Below are 13,563 nucleotides of genomic sequence, written 5' to 3' on the forward strand. Positions count from 1 at the left end.
CCTGGCGTCCGCGTCCATGCTCTCCCTCACGCTGTCCGGTGTCCCACAGGTTGGTATCACGGAACATCGCCCGGCAGGCAGGGGCGGGGGTGAGCCGCGCCACCCGCGAGAGCGATCCGCTTAGGCTCTGATCATGCCCCGTTTCATCCAGCGCCCGACCGCGCGGGTCCTTCTCGCGGACGACGACGACCGGCTCCTGCTCTTCAGCAGCGTGGACGCCACCTGGTTCACCCCCGGCGGCGGCGTCGCCAAGCGGGAGCCGCTCAACGTGGCGGCGGCGCGTGAGCTGCGCGAGGAGACCGGCCGCCGGGTCGCGCCGGAGGACCTGGGCCCCGTCGTCGCCACCACCTCCGGCCACTGGAGGGCGGACTGGGACGGCCGGATCCGGTTCTCCGTGGAGTCGTTCTTCTTCCTCCGGGCGCCCGTCTTCGACCTGGACCCGGCGGGTCTCGAACGCCACGAGCGCACGTACATCACCGGGCACCGATGGTGGACGTTCGCGGACATCCGGGCCACGACGGAGAACGTCGTCCCCTGGGGGCTGGCCGGCGTGCTGGAGCGCCTCTACGCCGGCGAGATCCCGGCCGAGCCGGTCCGGCTCCCCTGGCATCACCCCGAGTTCGCCCACCTCGCCGAACCCACACGCTAACCCGCGTCCGTACGACTTCCGGCCGGGTTCGAGGTGGGGAAACCGGCCGGGATGCGGGGGTCAGATCGCGGGTTGCTGCTGGGTGATGCAGTGGATGCCGCCACCGAGCGCGAAGATGTCGCGGGCGTCGACCGACGCGATCGTGCGGCCGGGGAAGAGCTTCGCGAAAAGGTCGGCGGTCTCGGCGTCCCTCGGGTCGTCGAAGGAGCAGAGCAGGGCCAGGCCGTTGGCGAGGTAGTGGTTGATGTACGAGTAGTCGACCGGCTTGCCGTCCGCCTCCAGGACGGTGGGGGCGGGCAGCTCGATCACCTCGAGGGGGCGGCCCTTGGCGTCCGTGGCGGCGCGCAGGATCGCGAGGTTCTCCCGGGTGACCTCGTGGTCGGGGTGTGCCGGGTCGGGCTGCACGTGGCAGAGCACCAGGCCGGGCCGTACGAACGAGGCCAGCAGGTCCACGTGGCCGTTCGTGCCGTAGCCGCCGTAGTCAGCGGTCAGGCCGCGGGGGAGCCAGATCACCTTCTCCACGCCCAGCAGGGCGCGCAGCTCGGCCTCGGCGTCCGCCTTCGTCCAGCCGGGGTTGCGGCGGGGGTCGAGCTGGACGGTCTCGGTGACGATGACCGTGCCCTCGCCGTCCACGTGGATGCCGCCGCCCTCACCGACCATCGCGGTGCGGCGCCGCGGCACGCCCACCCGGTCGAGGACGGACGCGGCGACCAGGTCGTCCTTCTCGTGCGGGGCCCAGCCCCAGCCGTTGAAGGTCCAGTCGATCCCCGTGAGCCGCCCGCCGTCGACCACGAAGGTGGGGCCGTTGTCGCGCATCCAGCAGTCGTCGAGCGGCTGCTCGGCCACCTCGACCCGCGGGTCGAGCCAGGCGGCCGCGGACGCCCGCTCCGACGGGTCGACCAGCATCGTGACGGGTTCGTGGCGCACGATCGCGTTGGCGACCGCCGACCACGCCCGGTACGACGCCTCCGCCCGGTCCAGGGCGTAGCCGACGGGCCACGACATCCAGGTACGACTGTGCGGGTGCCACTCCGGCGGCATGAACACGGAGATCGCTCCTCAGAGGAAATAGAGGCGGTTCAGGGAAACGGAGTCGGCCGGGCCGGACTCGACCGGCTCGCCGTCCAGCGAGACGCGGCCGTGCGGATCGACGTCCACGCGGCCGAGACGGGCGTTGCGCACCATCGAGGCGGGGCCGATGCCGCGGGTGCCGCGCACGCCGACCCGGCGCCTGCGGGTGGGCATGCGGTCGCCGGACACGGCGGCCTGCGCGACGAAGGCGACCGACAGGTCGGCGGCGGTCGCGCCGTGCGCGCCGAACTGCGGCCCGAGCACCAGCGGCTCGCAGACGTCGGTGGAGGCGTTCGGGTCGCCGGTCACGCCGTACGCGGGGAAGCCCGCCTTCAGGACGAGCTGCGGCTTGGCCCCGAAGTAGGCCGGGCGCCAGAGCACGATGTCGGCGAGCTTGCCGACCTCGAGCGTGCCGACCTCGTGGGACAGGCCGTGCGCGATGGCGGGGTTGACCGTCAGCTTGGCCAGGTAGCGCAGCACGCGCTCGTTGTCGTGCCGGTCGGGGGCGCCGCGCTCGGCCTTCATCTTGCCGGCCATGGCGAACGTGCGCCGGACGGTCTCCCCGGCCCGGCCCATGCCCTGCGCGTCGGAGGAGGTGATGCCGATGACGCCCAGGTCGTGCAGGACGTCTTCGGCGCCCATGGTTCCCGCCCTGATCCGGTCCCGGGCGAGCGCGGCGTCGCCGGGCAGGTCGAGCTTGAGGTCGTGCACCGAGACGATCATCCCGTGGTGCTCGGCGACGGCGTCGCGGCCGAACGGCAGCGTCGGGTTGGTGGAGGAGCCGATCACGTTCGGCACCCCGGCCAGCTTGAGCACGTTGGGTACGTGCCCGCCGCCGCAGCCCTCGATGTGGAACGCGTGGATCGTCCTCCCGGAGAGCACGGCCAGGGTGTCCTCCACGGACAGGCACTCGTTCAGCCCGTCGGTGTGCAGCGCCACCTGGACGTCGTACTCCTCGGCGACGGTCAGGGCGGTGTCCAGGGCGCGGGTGTGCGCGCCCATGTCCTCGTGCACCTTGAAGCCGGACGCGCCGCCCTCGACCAGGGCCTCGACCAGGGGCGCGGGGTGGGAGGAAGAGCCGCGGGCCAGGAAGCCGATGTTGACCGGCCAGGCGTCGAAGGCGTTGAACGCGTGCCGCAGCGCCCAGGGCGAGTTCACCCCGACGCCCCACACCGGGCCGAACTCCTGGCCGATGATCGTTGTCACGCCGGAGGCCAGCGACGCCTCCATGATCCGCGGTGAGAGCAGGTGCACGTGGGTGTCGATCGCGCCGGCCGTCGCGATCAGGCCCTCGCCGGACACGATCGTGGTGCCGGTGCCCACCACCACGTCCACGCCGTCGAGCGTGTCGGGGTTGCCGGCGCGGCCGATCGCGTGGATCCGCCCCTCGCGCACGCCGATCGAGGCGCTGCGCACGCCCAGGACCGGGTCCAGGATCAGCACGTTGCTGATCACCAGGTCGCACGTGTCGCGTACGGACGCGGCCTTCAGATGCAGCCCGTCCCTGGCGGTCTTGCCGAACCCGGCCAGGAACTCCTCGCCCCGCTTCTGCGAGTCGTGCTCGACCTCGACGACCAGTCCCGAGTCGCCCAGCCGTACCCGGTCGCCCTTGCGGTAGCCGTACAGGCTCATCATGCCCCCAGATATCCGCAGGCCCGCGCCCGCTCCATCGCGGTCTCGAACGCGCCGGGCGCGTCCAGCGGGCCGTCCACCAGGCCCGCGAAGCCGATCGCCACCCGCGCGCCGCCGATGGGGACCAGCGGCACCGCACGGCGGGCGCCGGGGTCGAACCGGATCGTGGAGCCCGCGGGGACGGCCAGCCGGCGGCCGTAGGCGGCGGCGCGGTCGAACCGCAGCAGCGGGTTGACCTCGAAGAAGTGGAAGTGCGAGGTCACGCTGATCGGGACGGTGGCGGTGTTGACGACCTCGATCTCGACGGTCTCCACCGGCTCCTCGTCGTCGTCGGCCGGGGGCTCGGCGGCCAGGACCGCGCCCGGGGCGTCGGAGCCGAGCGAGCCGCCGCCGAACGGGTCGGTGACGACGGCGAGCCGGGTGCCGTCGTCGAAGACGGCCTCGACCTGGATCTCGGTCACGATGTCGGGCACGCCGGGCAGTACGTCGTCCGGGCCGAGGACACCGCGGCCCGCCTCGATCGCGTCGGCCAGCCGCGCGCCCGCGCGGGCCTCCTCGCACACAGTGTCCGCGATCAGCGCGGTCGCCTCGGGCACGTTGAGCCGCACACCCCTGGCCCGCCGGGAACGGGCCAGCTCGGCCGCGGTGAACAGCAGCAGCCGGTCCCGCTCTGTGGGCGTCAGTCTCACGTCTTCCTCCGGATCGGACAGGGGGAGCGGCGCGGCCCTCACGAGGACACCGGACAGCGGGCCGATAGATTTTGAATCCTACTCAAGTTTTGTCGCCTAGCCCAGGTCCGGGATCCGTCGTCAGGGAGCCGTCGGCGCCGTCTCGCCGAGGCGTGTACGGTCCGCCAGCTCCGCCCCCTTCGCGCGGATGAGATCGCGCAGCGCGAGGAGCTGCGGTCGCCGGTCGTCCGACCGCCACTGCATCTCCAGGGGAAGCGTCGCCCGCTCCTGAAGGGGAACGGCGACGACGTCCCCGGACAGATGCCCGGTCGTCGAGCCCGGCACGAGCGAGAACGCCCGCCCCTGCGACAGCAGGTAGAGGCGGGAGCCGACGATCCGGGGCGGGCTCATGAGCACGTGCGGCTCGAGCCCCCGATCGGCGCACATCGCCAGGATGAAGTCGTAGTACCTCGGATGCTGCTCCCTCGGCCACAGGAGCAGCGGCACGTCCTGGAGGTCGCGCAGGGCCACGGCGGGCCGCCCGGCGGCCGGATGCCCGCGGCTGATCGCGACGTAGACCGGTTCGTCGGCGATCGTCTCCGTGCGGAAGCCGGGCAGGTCGTCGAGGAAGCGTCCCAGGCCGATGTCGGCCACCTCGGCGGCGAGCGTCGAGGAGACCGCGCCGGTCTCGACGGACATGTCGTCGATCTTCAGGGTGGGAAGCTCGGTCTCCGCCTGGCTGATGACGGCGGGAAGCAGCCGGTTCACCACGCTCGGCGACGCGACGAGGCGGGCGGTGTTCATCCTCGAGTCCTCGTGGAGCAGGACCTTCCCGATGAGGGAGCCCGCCTGGTCGAGGAGCAGGCGGCCCTCGGACGCCATGACCCTGCCCGCCGGGGTCAGCGTGACCGTACGGCGGCTGCGGTCGAGGAGGGCGAGGCCGACGGCCCGTTCCAGGCGGGCGACCTCCTGGCTCACCGTCGGCTGCGAGATGTGCAGCCTGTCCGCGGCGCGGCCGAAATGGAGGCAGTCGGCGACGGCGAGGAAGACCTCGACCTGCCGGAGGGTGAACTTCATAGCGTGAAGCTATCGCAGACCGCGTTTTTCATTCTGGTTCTTGAGTACGCGCCTCTCTAGCCTGGGAAGCCCGTGCTCACGTGACGCTCCGTGGGCGGCTCGACGAAGGTCTGCTCCGAAGAAGGTCTGAACGTATGTCACGTCTTGCGATCCACGTCTCCGACGATGTCACCCGCGCGCTGGAGGCCGGCGCGCCCGTCGTCGCGCTCGAATCCACGATCTTCACCCACGGCCTGCCGCGGCCCCGGAACCTGGCGGTCGCCCTGGAGGCGGAGGACCGGATCCGGGCCGAGGGCGCGGTCCCCGCGACGATCGGCGTCTACGAGGGCGTCCCCACGGTCGGGCTGACCGCCGAACAGATCGCGACGCTGTCGGAGACCGACGACATCGACAAGGTGAGCCTGCGCGACCTGCCGGTGGTCGCCGGGCTCGGACGGCACGGCGGCACGACCGTCGCGGCGACCGCGTACCTGGCGAACCGGGTCGGCGTTCGGGTCTTCGCGACCGGCGGGCTCGGCGGCGTCCACCGCGGGGCGTCCGAGACGTTCGACGAGTCGGCGGACCTGACCACGCTGGCCGTGACCCCCATCACGATCGTCAGCGCGGGCGTGAAGTCGATCCTCGACATCGGGGCGACCCTGGAGCGGTTCGAGACGCTGAACATCCCCGTCATCGGGTACGGGACCCGCCGCTACCCCGGCTTCTACGTCTCGGACTCCGGATACGAGCTGCACTACTCGGTGAACTCTCCCGAGGAGGCCGCAAAGATCATCTCCGCGCGGGACGAGCTGGGGCTGCGGCAGACGGTCCTGCTCGCCAACCCCGTCGACGAGTCGCGGCAGCTGCCGCCGGAGGTACTCGACGACGTGCTGCGACGCGCCTGGGCGGAGGCCGACCGGCAGGGGATCGGCGGCAACGCCGCGACGCCGTTCCTGCTCGACTTCATCCAGCGGGACACGGGCGGGCGGAGCCTGGAGGTCAACGTGGACGTCTACCGCGGCAATGTCACCCTCGCCGCCAAGGTCGCGGGGGCGCTGTCCGCCGAGTAGCCGGGCCGACGGCCAGCGCCGTGCCGCACCCGGTCCCGGGGTGGATCGGGCGGCGGCGATTGGACCGGTGGCGGCGCGACAGGCCAGATTAGGTGCCATGGACAGGGTGTTGATCTCCGGAATTTCCGGATCGGGGAAGACGACGTTGGCCGCGGCGCTGTCCGCGACGCTGGGGTTGCCCCGGTACGAGCTCGACGCCCTGCACCACGGACCGGGCTGGCGCAAGCGGCCGGAGTTCCGGTCCGACGTGGAGTCGTTCTCGGCGGGGCCGCGCTGGGTGACCGAGGACCAGTACCACAACGACCTGGGGGATCTGCTGTGGCAGCGGGCCGACACGGTCGTCTGGCTTGACCTGCCCCGTCTCACGGTGACGCGGCGCGTCGTGTGGCGCTCGATCGTCCGGGCCGTCACACGGCGCGAGCTGTGGAACGGCAACCGCGAGGGCTTCAGCGACTGGCTGGACCCCGGACATCCCATCCGCTGGGCCTGGTCCCAGTACGAACGCAGGAGACGCGAGACCGTCGAGCGCGTGGCCCGGCATCCCGATCTCACCCTCGTCCACCTGCGCTCCAGCCGTGCCGTCCACCGGTGGAGGGCCGGGATCGCCTCGGGCTCCCGGCTCTGAGGCCGCCGGCCGGCCCGCCACCTGACCCGGCGGATGACATTCCGCCTTTCTGAAGCGCGACGAGGCTGCCGGGGCCGTCCCCGCGCCGTGGTTTTGTCGGAGGTGATCTCTAGCCTCTGCGGCATGACGACTGCGACGCAGGCGTGTTCCGACGTCTGTTCCCCCATATCTTCCGCCGGTGCCCTCCTCGGGCCGTCCCCGTATGGCGGGAGCGTGCTGCCGGGCTCCCACCCGCGCCTCTTCATGGCACAGGCGGAGACCGCATGAACGCCTGGGAGAGGGTGCGCAAGGTCATCGCCGCCGGCGACGCCGTGCGGACGGTGGCCGAGGTGCTCGGCCTCGACGACGCGGGACGACGCGAGGTGGCCCGCGAGCTGCCCGGCCACATCGGCGCCGCCAGGCAGGAGGCCCATGAGCGCCACGAGCGCCGCCAGGCCAAGGTGTCCCAGGCCGAGGAGCTGGCCATGAAGGAGTTCGTCCGCGCCGAGACGGCCCGGGGCGTCTCCAGCGACGAGGCGCACCGGAACTGGAGGATGAGTGGGCGCCACAACCGCCGCTCGTTTACGGTGGACTGGCGCGAGCGCGACCGCTGGATCGAGCCGATGCGGGTCGCCGGCGCGGGCACGCTCGGCGGCGCGGCGGCCGTCGCGACCTGGCTGTACCGGCGGGACTTCGCCCGCTGGGGAGCGGTGACCGAGCTGGGCCCGCTGCTCCAGGTCATCACGGCCCGTCCGGCGGAATGGCAGGCCGACCTCGCCGTCCGGCTGGCCCTGCGGCTGCGCGGCACCCGGGCACAGGCGAGGGACGACAGCGCGGCGCTGGCGCTGGAACTGCTGCGCCGCACCGGAGCGGTCCCGCCCGACCACGATCCGCTCGTGGTCGCCTGGGTGTCCACCCCGCCCGACCTGGAGGGCGACCCGCTGACCGAGCACCTGGTCCACCGCGTCTTCGAGGCCGAGGGCGTGGGCCGGGCGCTGCGCGACGAGCGGCTCGACGCCCCCGAACACGACCGGGACCGGCGCTCCTGGCTGCTCGCGCTCCGTGACCTGGCCGACGCGGGCCGGGTCAGCCGCGACCTGCTGGTCGACGGCTGCGTCCGGCGGTTCCTGCTCGGCGGCAACGCCGCCGACCTGCGCTTCTTCGTCCGGCTGCACGAACTGCTCGACCCCGCCCCCAGCCAGGAGCGTTCCCGCGACTACCTGCGGCTGCTGCCCGCCGCACCGGGGCCGGTGGCCGAGCTGGCCCTGAAGCAACTGCGCCGCGCCGGCGGCCTCAGCGGCGACGAGGTCAACGAGGCGGTGGAGGCGCTGTTGTTTCGTGCCGAGGGCAAGCTGGTACGCGCCGGGCTGGCCCTGCTCGACCAGGCGGCCCGCGACGCCGGCGACGACCTCGACCATCTGGCGCCCGCGCTCGCGTCCGCGTTCCTGTGCGAGTCGTACGAGGCGCAGGAGCGGGCGGTACGGCTGGCCGCCAAGTACGCCGGGCGCTTCTCGCCGATCGGCGCCGAGGCCGTTCGCGAGGCGGCGACCGTGTTGCCCGGGGACCTGGTGGCGCGGCTGGCCGAGGCGTACGGCGAGGTGGACTCCCCGCCGGTGGAGGCCGACGACTTCCAGGCCGTTCCGCTTCCGTCGTTCCCGACGCCCACCCGCAGGCCTTTCCCATCCACCCGCGACGATCTGGCCGGCATCCACAGGTATCTCGACGTTGCAGTCGCGTTCGAGCGCTGGCTCGACGCCTTCGTGCGCAACCCGGCGGCCAGGAAGGCGGCGGGCGACAAGCGTGGGCGGCCCGGCCAGGAGGAGCTGTACCGCCGGCGGCACTGGTCCCGGCCGGAGCAGTGGATCGAGGCGCTGCTCCGTGAAGCGGCCGACCCCGGCCAGGAACCGACCACCTGCGAGCCCGAGCCGGGCATGTCGCGAGACCGGTTGCCCGGCCCGGAGACCCTCGCCCTGCCGCAGTGGGCCGTGCTCCTGCGCTGCGCCGAGATCCATGCCGCACTGAAGGCTGGGGAGCTCCCGCCGTACCTGCTGGCCACCCCGACCCTCACCTCGGGGCACATCGACCCCGCCGTGCTGGTCGACCGCCTGGAGGGCTACGAGCAGGCAGGTGTGCGGGCGCTGTCCGCCGACCTGCAGCAGGCGCTGCTCCGCCTGCCGAGGGAGGCGGATCCCGACGTGATGGGGCGCGCCGGGAGGCTGACCTCGGAGGCGGGCGTCACGCTGGCCCGCTGGCTGAAGGAACGGCCCGAGCCCGCGATGCGCGTCGACTGGTCCCACGCCGGCGGCGACTACACCCACGACCGGCAGCCGGGAGAGCAGAGCCCCAGGCTGCGTCCCCGCATCCTGCTGGAGCCGACGGGGATGGAGCTGGTCGACGCGCTCCTGGCCGACCCGCACTGCTGGAGCCGGGACGACAGCGCCGCCATGGCGTACTGGCGGCTCGTCCTGCCCTCCGACCGGGAGGCGGTGGCCATGTACCTCGTGCCCTCCCTGCTCCCCCTGCAGGAGCGGCCCGTCTACTTGCAGGAGCGCGTGACCGAGCTGTTCCACCAAGACGGACCCGTGGGTGAGGGGCTGGCGCTTCTGATCGCCTGCCTTTTGGCGGAGCACTTCTGGCACCACACGCCTGAGCGTGGCCAGGAGCTGCTGCTGCGCGCGGTCGCCGCCGGCTGCCTGCCCGCGGCGGAGTGCGGCAGACAACTCGGCCTCATCCTCCGGCGGGCCTCGGTCAAGCTGAGCCGGGTGACGGAGTCGCTGGACGCCTGCGCGAGAAAGGGCGCGCACCGGGAGGTCTGGGAGATCATGACCGGCCTACTGCCCGTCTACCTGCCGGGGCCGGGTGAACGCGCGCACTCCGGCCACACCCAGGCGCTCACCTTCGCCGGCGAGGCCGCCCGCCGGGCGGACGCGCGCGGCCCGCTCCCGGTGATCTCCGAGATCGCCGCGCGCAAGGGGACGAGCGGATTCGTCCGTGCGGCCCGGCGCCTGCACGAGCGGCTCGGCGGGGGCTAGAAAGCCGGAACGCCGTCCCGGTCGCGACTCCGCCCCGCCCCGCCCGATGATCTCGTCTTGGTGGGAGAAGGTGGTGAAGCAGCGGGGACGGCGTCGACGTTTTCACCGTGTCATTTTCACCGTGTCGTTTTCACGGTGTCGTTTTCACGGTGTCATGCGGCGGTGTGCTGCTCGGACGCCGCGCGGACGCCGAGGCGGCGGCGCGTGGACGTGCGCGGGGGAAGCTGTCCCGCGACGATCGAGGCCAGCGCCAGCGCGAACCCGAGAAGCTGGATCGGGCCCAGCGTCTGGCCGAGCAGGAGGGCGCCGAGAAGCGCGGCGACCATCGGGGAGATCAGGCCGAGGACCGCGACCGACGTGACGGGCAGCGCGGTCACGCCGCGGAACCACAGGACGTAGGCGAGCAGGCCGCCGACCAGACCGAGCCAGAGGTAGCCGATCGCGGCGGTGCCGTCGATCGCGGGCGGCGGCCCTTCGACGAGGAACGTGACGGGCACCAGGAACAGGCCGCCGGAGGTGAGTTGCCATCCGGCGAACGCCGTGGGGCTGACGCCGGCGGGGCGTCCCCAGCGCTTGGTGAGCGTCACGCCCAACGCCATCACGACCGCGCCGGCGAGTCCGGCCCCGATCCCGACCGCGTCGAAGGCCGCGGCAGGGCCGATCACCACCAGGCCGACGCCCGCGACGCCGACCGCACCCCAGACGAAGCGGCGCGGGGACGGGCGCTCGTGGAGGACCATCACGGCCAGGGCGGCGACGATGATCGGCTGAGCCGCCCCCAGCGTGGCGGCGACGCCGCCCGGCAGCCGCTCCGCGGCCGTGAACAGGAACGGGAAGAACAGGCCGATGTTCAGCACACCGAGCGCCGCGGCCTTCCACCACCACGCCCCGCGCGGCAGCGTCCGGGTGAACGCGAGCGCGATCAGGCCCGCGGGGAGCGACCGCAGCAGTCCGGCGAACAGCGGATGCCCCGGGGGGAGGAACTCGGTGGTGATGATGTAGGTCGTGCCCCAGACCACGGGCGCGAGCGCCGTCGCCGCCGTACCGGCCAGGTTCCCGTACGAGCGACCTGTGGTGGTTCCCGTCGAGATGGTGTGTGTCGCCGTGTTTCTCACGTCACCGAGTCTGGGCCGTACGGCATCAATGAGTCCAACACATGTTTGTCACTTCATCGATCGTGATCCACGATAGATCCATGGAGCTCCAGCAGATCCGCTACGTCCTCGCGGTGGCCGAGACGAACAGCTTCACCCGCGCCGCCGAGCGGTGCCTGGTCGTCCAGTCCGCACTCAGTCACCAGATCGCCCGGCTGGAACGTGAACTCGGCGCGCGGCTCTTCGACCGCACCAGCCGCATGGTGCGGCTGACGCCGGCCGGTGAGGCGTTCCTTCCCGCCGCCCGCCAATGCCTGGACGCCGCGGAGCGCGCCGTGGCCGAGGTCGCCGCCGCTGCCGGGGAGGTACGCGGACGGCTCACCGTGGGGGTGATCCCCACCGTCGCCGCGATCGACGTCCCGGCCACGCTGGATGGCTTTCGCCGGAAATACCCGAACGTGCGCGTCGGTCTGCGCGTGGGCGCCAGCGAGGACCTCGTCGAACAGATCAAGGACGGGACCGTCGACGTGGCCTTCCTGGGCCTGCCGGCAACGGCCCGCCCGCAGGGCGTCCGCTCCCGCGAGCTCGCCCATGACCGGCTCGTCGCCGTGGTCGCACCGGGGCATCCACTGGCGGGGGAGCCGCATGTCGATCTCCACCGGCTCTCGTCCGAGGTGTTCGTGGACTTCCCGGCCGGTACGGCGGGGCGGATCCAGTCCGACCAGGCCTTCGCGGCCGCGGGCCTCGGCCGCGAGGTCGCCTTCGAAGTGACCGCCGCGGATTTCATGGCGCAGCTCGTCCGGCAGGGGCTCGGCATCGCCATGCTACCGTCCGCCTACACGCCGCAGCTCACCGGCGTGATCACCGTCCAGGTGTCCGACGCGCCGGCCCGCGTCGAGCACCTTGCGTGGAGCCGGTTCAGCCTCACACCCGCGGCGTCCGCGTTCCTCGCCGCCGTCGGAGCCCCGGCCGAGCTGCTTGCGGAACGGCACAGCTCTGAGGAGCGACAGGAGTGACCGGGGTGAGATCGGGCCCCTGTCACTCCGGCCGCGAACCGGCGGGCTGACGGGCGCGCCGTCGTGCCGCGGTGGGATGACATCCCCCGGTCTGACCCGCCGGTCCCCGAACCAGCCCCCGGTCCGATGCGGCCGGGGCGCCGGTTCGGCGATCGTGATCGGCATGCTGAAATCAATCGCCGTAGCGCTGACCTTGCTGGGTTCGGGCGCGCACGCGCCGCAGACCGCCGATCCGCTCGAATGGAAGCCCTGCCCCGGCGACAAGGTCGGGATGGAATGCGCCGACCTCGAGGTTCCGGTCGACTGGCGGAAGTCCGACGGCCGCACGATCACGCTGAAACTGGGCCGGCTCAAGGCGACCGGCCGTTCCGAGGGCGCTGTGGTGGTGGCGTACGGCGGGCCGGGCGCGCCGGGGATCGCCCTCACCCAGTCCCTCGACTGGTGGTCCGGGCTCCGCGAGCGCATGGACATCGTCACGTGGGACACCCGGGGGTACGGCGAGCAGTTCGGCGGCCTCGGCACCGGCCTGGCGTGCACCTGGACCCGGCTCCCGCTCCCGAAGCTCCCCGGGGACGACGCCGAATTCGGGCGGCTCGCCGACGCCAACCGCGGTTACGCCGAGGCCTGCCGCGCCAAGGACCCCGAGCTCTTCGCCGCCATGAGCTCGGCGGACAACGCCAGGGACATGGAGGCGATCAGGAAGGCGCTCGGCGGCGCCAAGCTCAACTTCTACGGTGCCTCCTACGCCGGGTTCTACGGGCAGGACTACGCCCGGCTGTTCCCCGGCCAGGTGCGCACGATGGTGCTCGACGGCACGTGGAACCACAGCACCGGCGACTGGGCCGGCGAGCAGGAGGAGATGGCCAGGAGCAACCAGCGGGCCATCGACCGGTTCTTCGACTGGTGCGCGGCCGCGGGCAAGTGCCGCGACGTGCCGGGGAAGTGGCGCACGTTGATCGCCAGGGCCGGCCGCGCGCCGATACCGGCCAAGAAGTCCGGCATCGCGTACGACGGCAGCGACCTCCAGGCCTTCGCGATCGGTTCCGCCAAGCAGGGCGCCGAGGCGTGGCCGAAGCTGGCACGCGACATCCGCGCGGCCGCCGCCGGTGACGCCTCCGGTTTCGTCCCCGAGCGTGGCCTTCGCTATCCCGACCAGTCGACCGGCGTCACCGAATGCCTCGACTGGCCCCGTCCCTCCGGCCGCGCCGAACTGGAGTCGCTGGTCGCCCGGCTGCGCAAGGTCGCCCCCGACGCCGGAGCCGCCAACACCCTGGCGACCGGGAGCCTCGGCTGCGTCGGCTGGCCGGTCCCGGTCAGCAACCCGCCCACCCCGCTGCCGAAGGGGCTGCCGCCGATGCTCGGCGCGGGCGCGTGGGGCGAGTCGGACGCCGTCCAGCGGGTGCTCGCGCAGGTGCCGGGCAGTGCCACCGTCCGCCATGAGGGCCCCGGCCACACCCTCTACGGTGCCAACGCCTGTGCCCGCGCCCACATCAACCGGTATTTCACCACCGGTGTGCTGCCCACAGCGGCCACGGTGACGTGCTGACGGAGAACGTCAATCACGCACGCCGTCCCGAGCCGAGGGCAAGGGGTCTTACTTCGATCTAACACCTGATCAAGCAACCTCCCCTTGCGCATGGACGGACTGCCCGGCCCGCAATGAGTGACGAC

The 13,563-nt window shown here is 72.5% G+C and carries 11 protein-coding genes; 6 read left to right on the plus strand and 5 right to left on the minus strand.

Features of this window, described 5'->3' with window-relative positions; all coding sequences use genetic code 11:
* Nucleotides 1-133 precede the first annotated feature (133 nt).
* Nucleotides 134-649, plus strand: coding sequence for an NUDIX domain-containing protein (locus tag ACQP1V_RS19300; protein ID WP_433424986.1), 516 nt, complete (start codon nt 134-136; stop codon nt 647-649).
* A gap of 60 nt (nt 650-709) precedes the next feature.
* On the opposite strand, the gene ACQP1V_RS19305 is transcribed toward ACQP1V_RS19300, so the two are convergent.
* The 4 genes from ACQP1V_RS19305 to ACQP1V_RS19320 all read right to left on the minus strand — a co-directional run bounded on the left by ACQP1V_RS19305 (nt 710) and on the right by ACQP1V_RS19320 (nt 5,097).
* Nucleotides 710-1,690 carry an agmatine deiminase family protein gene (locus ACQP1V_RS19305; RefSeq protein ID WP_433425883.1) on the minus strand — a complete coding sequence of 327 codons (981 nt, stop codon included), beginning with the start codon at nt 1,688-1,690 and terminating at the stop codon, nt 710-712.
* Nucleotides 1,691-1,708: 18 nt separating this feature from the next.
* The gene (locus ACQP1V_RS19310; RefSeq protein ID WP_433424988.1) at nt 1,709-3,355 is read right to left on the minus strand and encodes an urease subunit alpha; all 1,647 of its coding nucleotides are present in this window, start codon (nt 3,353-3,355) and stop codon (nt 1,709-1,711) included.
* Nucleotides 3,352-4,041: an urease subunit gamma gene (ureA, locus tag ACQP1V_RS19315; RefSeq protein WP_433424990.1), complete on the minus strand. Its 690-nt coding sequence runs from the start codon at nt 4,039-4,041 to the stop codon at nt 3,352-3,354. Before ureA ends, ACQP1V_RS19310 begins: the two co-directional genes overlap by 4 nt.
* A 120-nt stretch (nt 4,042-4,161) precedes the next feature.
* On the minus strand, nt 4,162-5,097 hold the full coding sequence (locus ACQP1V_RS19320) for a LysR family transcriptional regulator (RefSeq protein WP_433424991.1): 936 nt from the start codon (nt 5,095-5,097) through the stop codon (nt 4,162-4,164).
* A gap of 134 nt (nt 5,098-5,231) precedes the next feature.
* On the opposite strand from ACQP1V_RS19320, the gene ACQP1V_RS19325 reads away from it, so the two are divergent.
* The 3 genes from ACQP1V_RS19325 (at nt 5,232) to ACQP1V_RS19335 (ending at nt 9,782) form a co-directional block, all read left to right on the plus strand.
* Nucleotides 5,232-6,146 (plus strand): pseudouridine-5'-phosphate glycosidase, encoded by a 915-nt coding sequence (locus ACQP1V_RS19325; RefSeq protein WP_067126247.1) that lies wholly within the window; start codon nt 5,232-5,234, stop codon nt 6,144-6,146.
* Between the two features lie 97 nt (nt 6,147-6,243).
* The gene (locus ACQP1V_RS19330; protein ID WP_433424993.1) at nt 6,244-6,771 is read left to right on the plus strand and encodes a hypothetical protein; all 528 of its coding nucleotides are present in this window, start codon (nt 6,244-6,246) and stop codon (nt 6,769-6,771) included.
* Between the two features lie 263 nt (nt 6,772-7,034).
* Entirely contained in the window at nt 7,035-9,782 is a 2,748-nt protein-coding gene (locus ACQP1V_RS19335) for a DUF6493 family protein (RefSeq protein ID WP_433424994.1), read from the plus strand.
* A gap of 152 nt (nt 9,783-9,934) precedes the next feature.
* On the opposite strand, the gene ACQP1V_RS19340 is transcribed toward ACQP1V_RS19335, so the two are convergent.
* Complete coding sequence (locus tag ACQP1V_RS19340; RefSeq protein WP_387418078.1) at nt 9,935-10,897, minus strand: EamA family transporter; 963 nt, start codon at nt 10,895-10,897, stop codon at nt 9,935-9,937.
* Between the two features lie 80 nt (nt 10,898-10,977).
* Between ACQP1V_RS19340 and ACQP1V_RS19345 the strand changes: the two genes are divergently transcribed.
* On the plus strand, nt 10,978-11,892 hold the full coding sequence (locus ACQP1V_RS19345; RefSeq protein WP_433424996.1) for a LysR family transcriptional regulator: 915 nt from the start codon (nt 10,978-10,980) through the stop codon (nt 11,890-11,892).
* A 163-nt stretch (nt 11,893-12,055) separates the two neighbouring features.
* Nucleotides 12,056-13,438 (plus strand): alpha/beta fold hydrolase, encoded by a 1,383-nt coding sequence (locus ACQP1V_RS19350; protein ID WP_433424997.1) that lies wholly within the window; start codon nt 12,056-12,058, stop codon nt 13,436-13,438.
* The last annotated feature ends 125 nt before the right edge of the window (nt 13,439-13,563 follow it).

Source organism: Microtetraspora malaysiensis (assembly GCF_050947145.1).
Lineage (GTDB): Bacteria > Actinomycetota > Actinomycetes > Streptosporangiales > Streptosporangiaceae > Microtetraspora_A > Microtetraspora_A malaysiensis.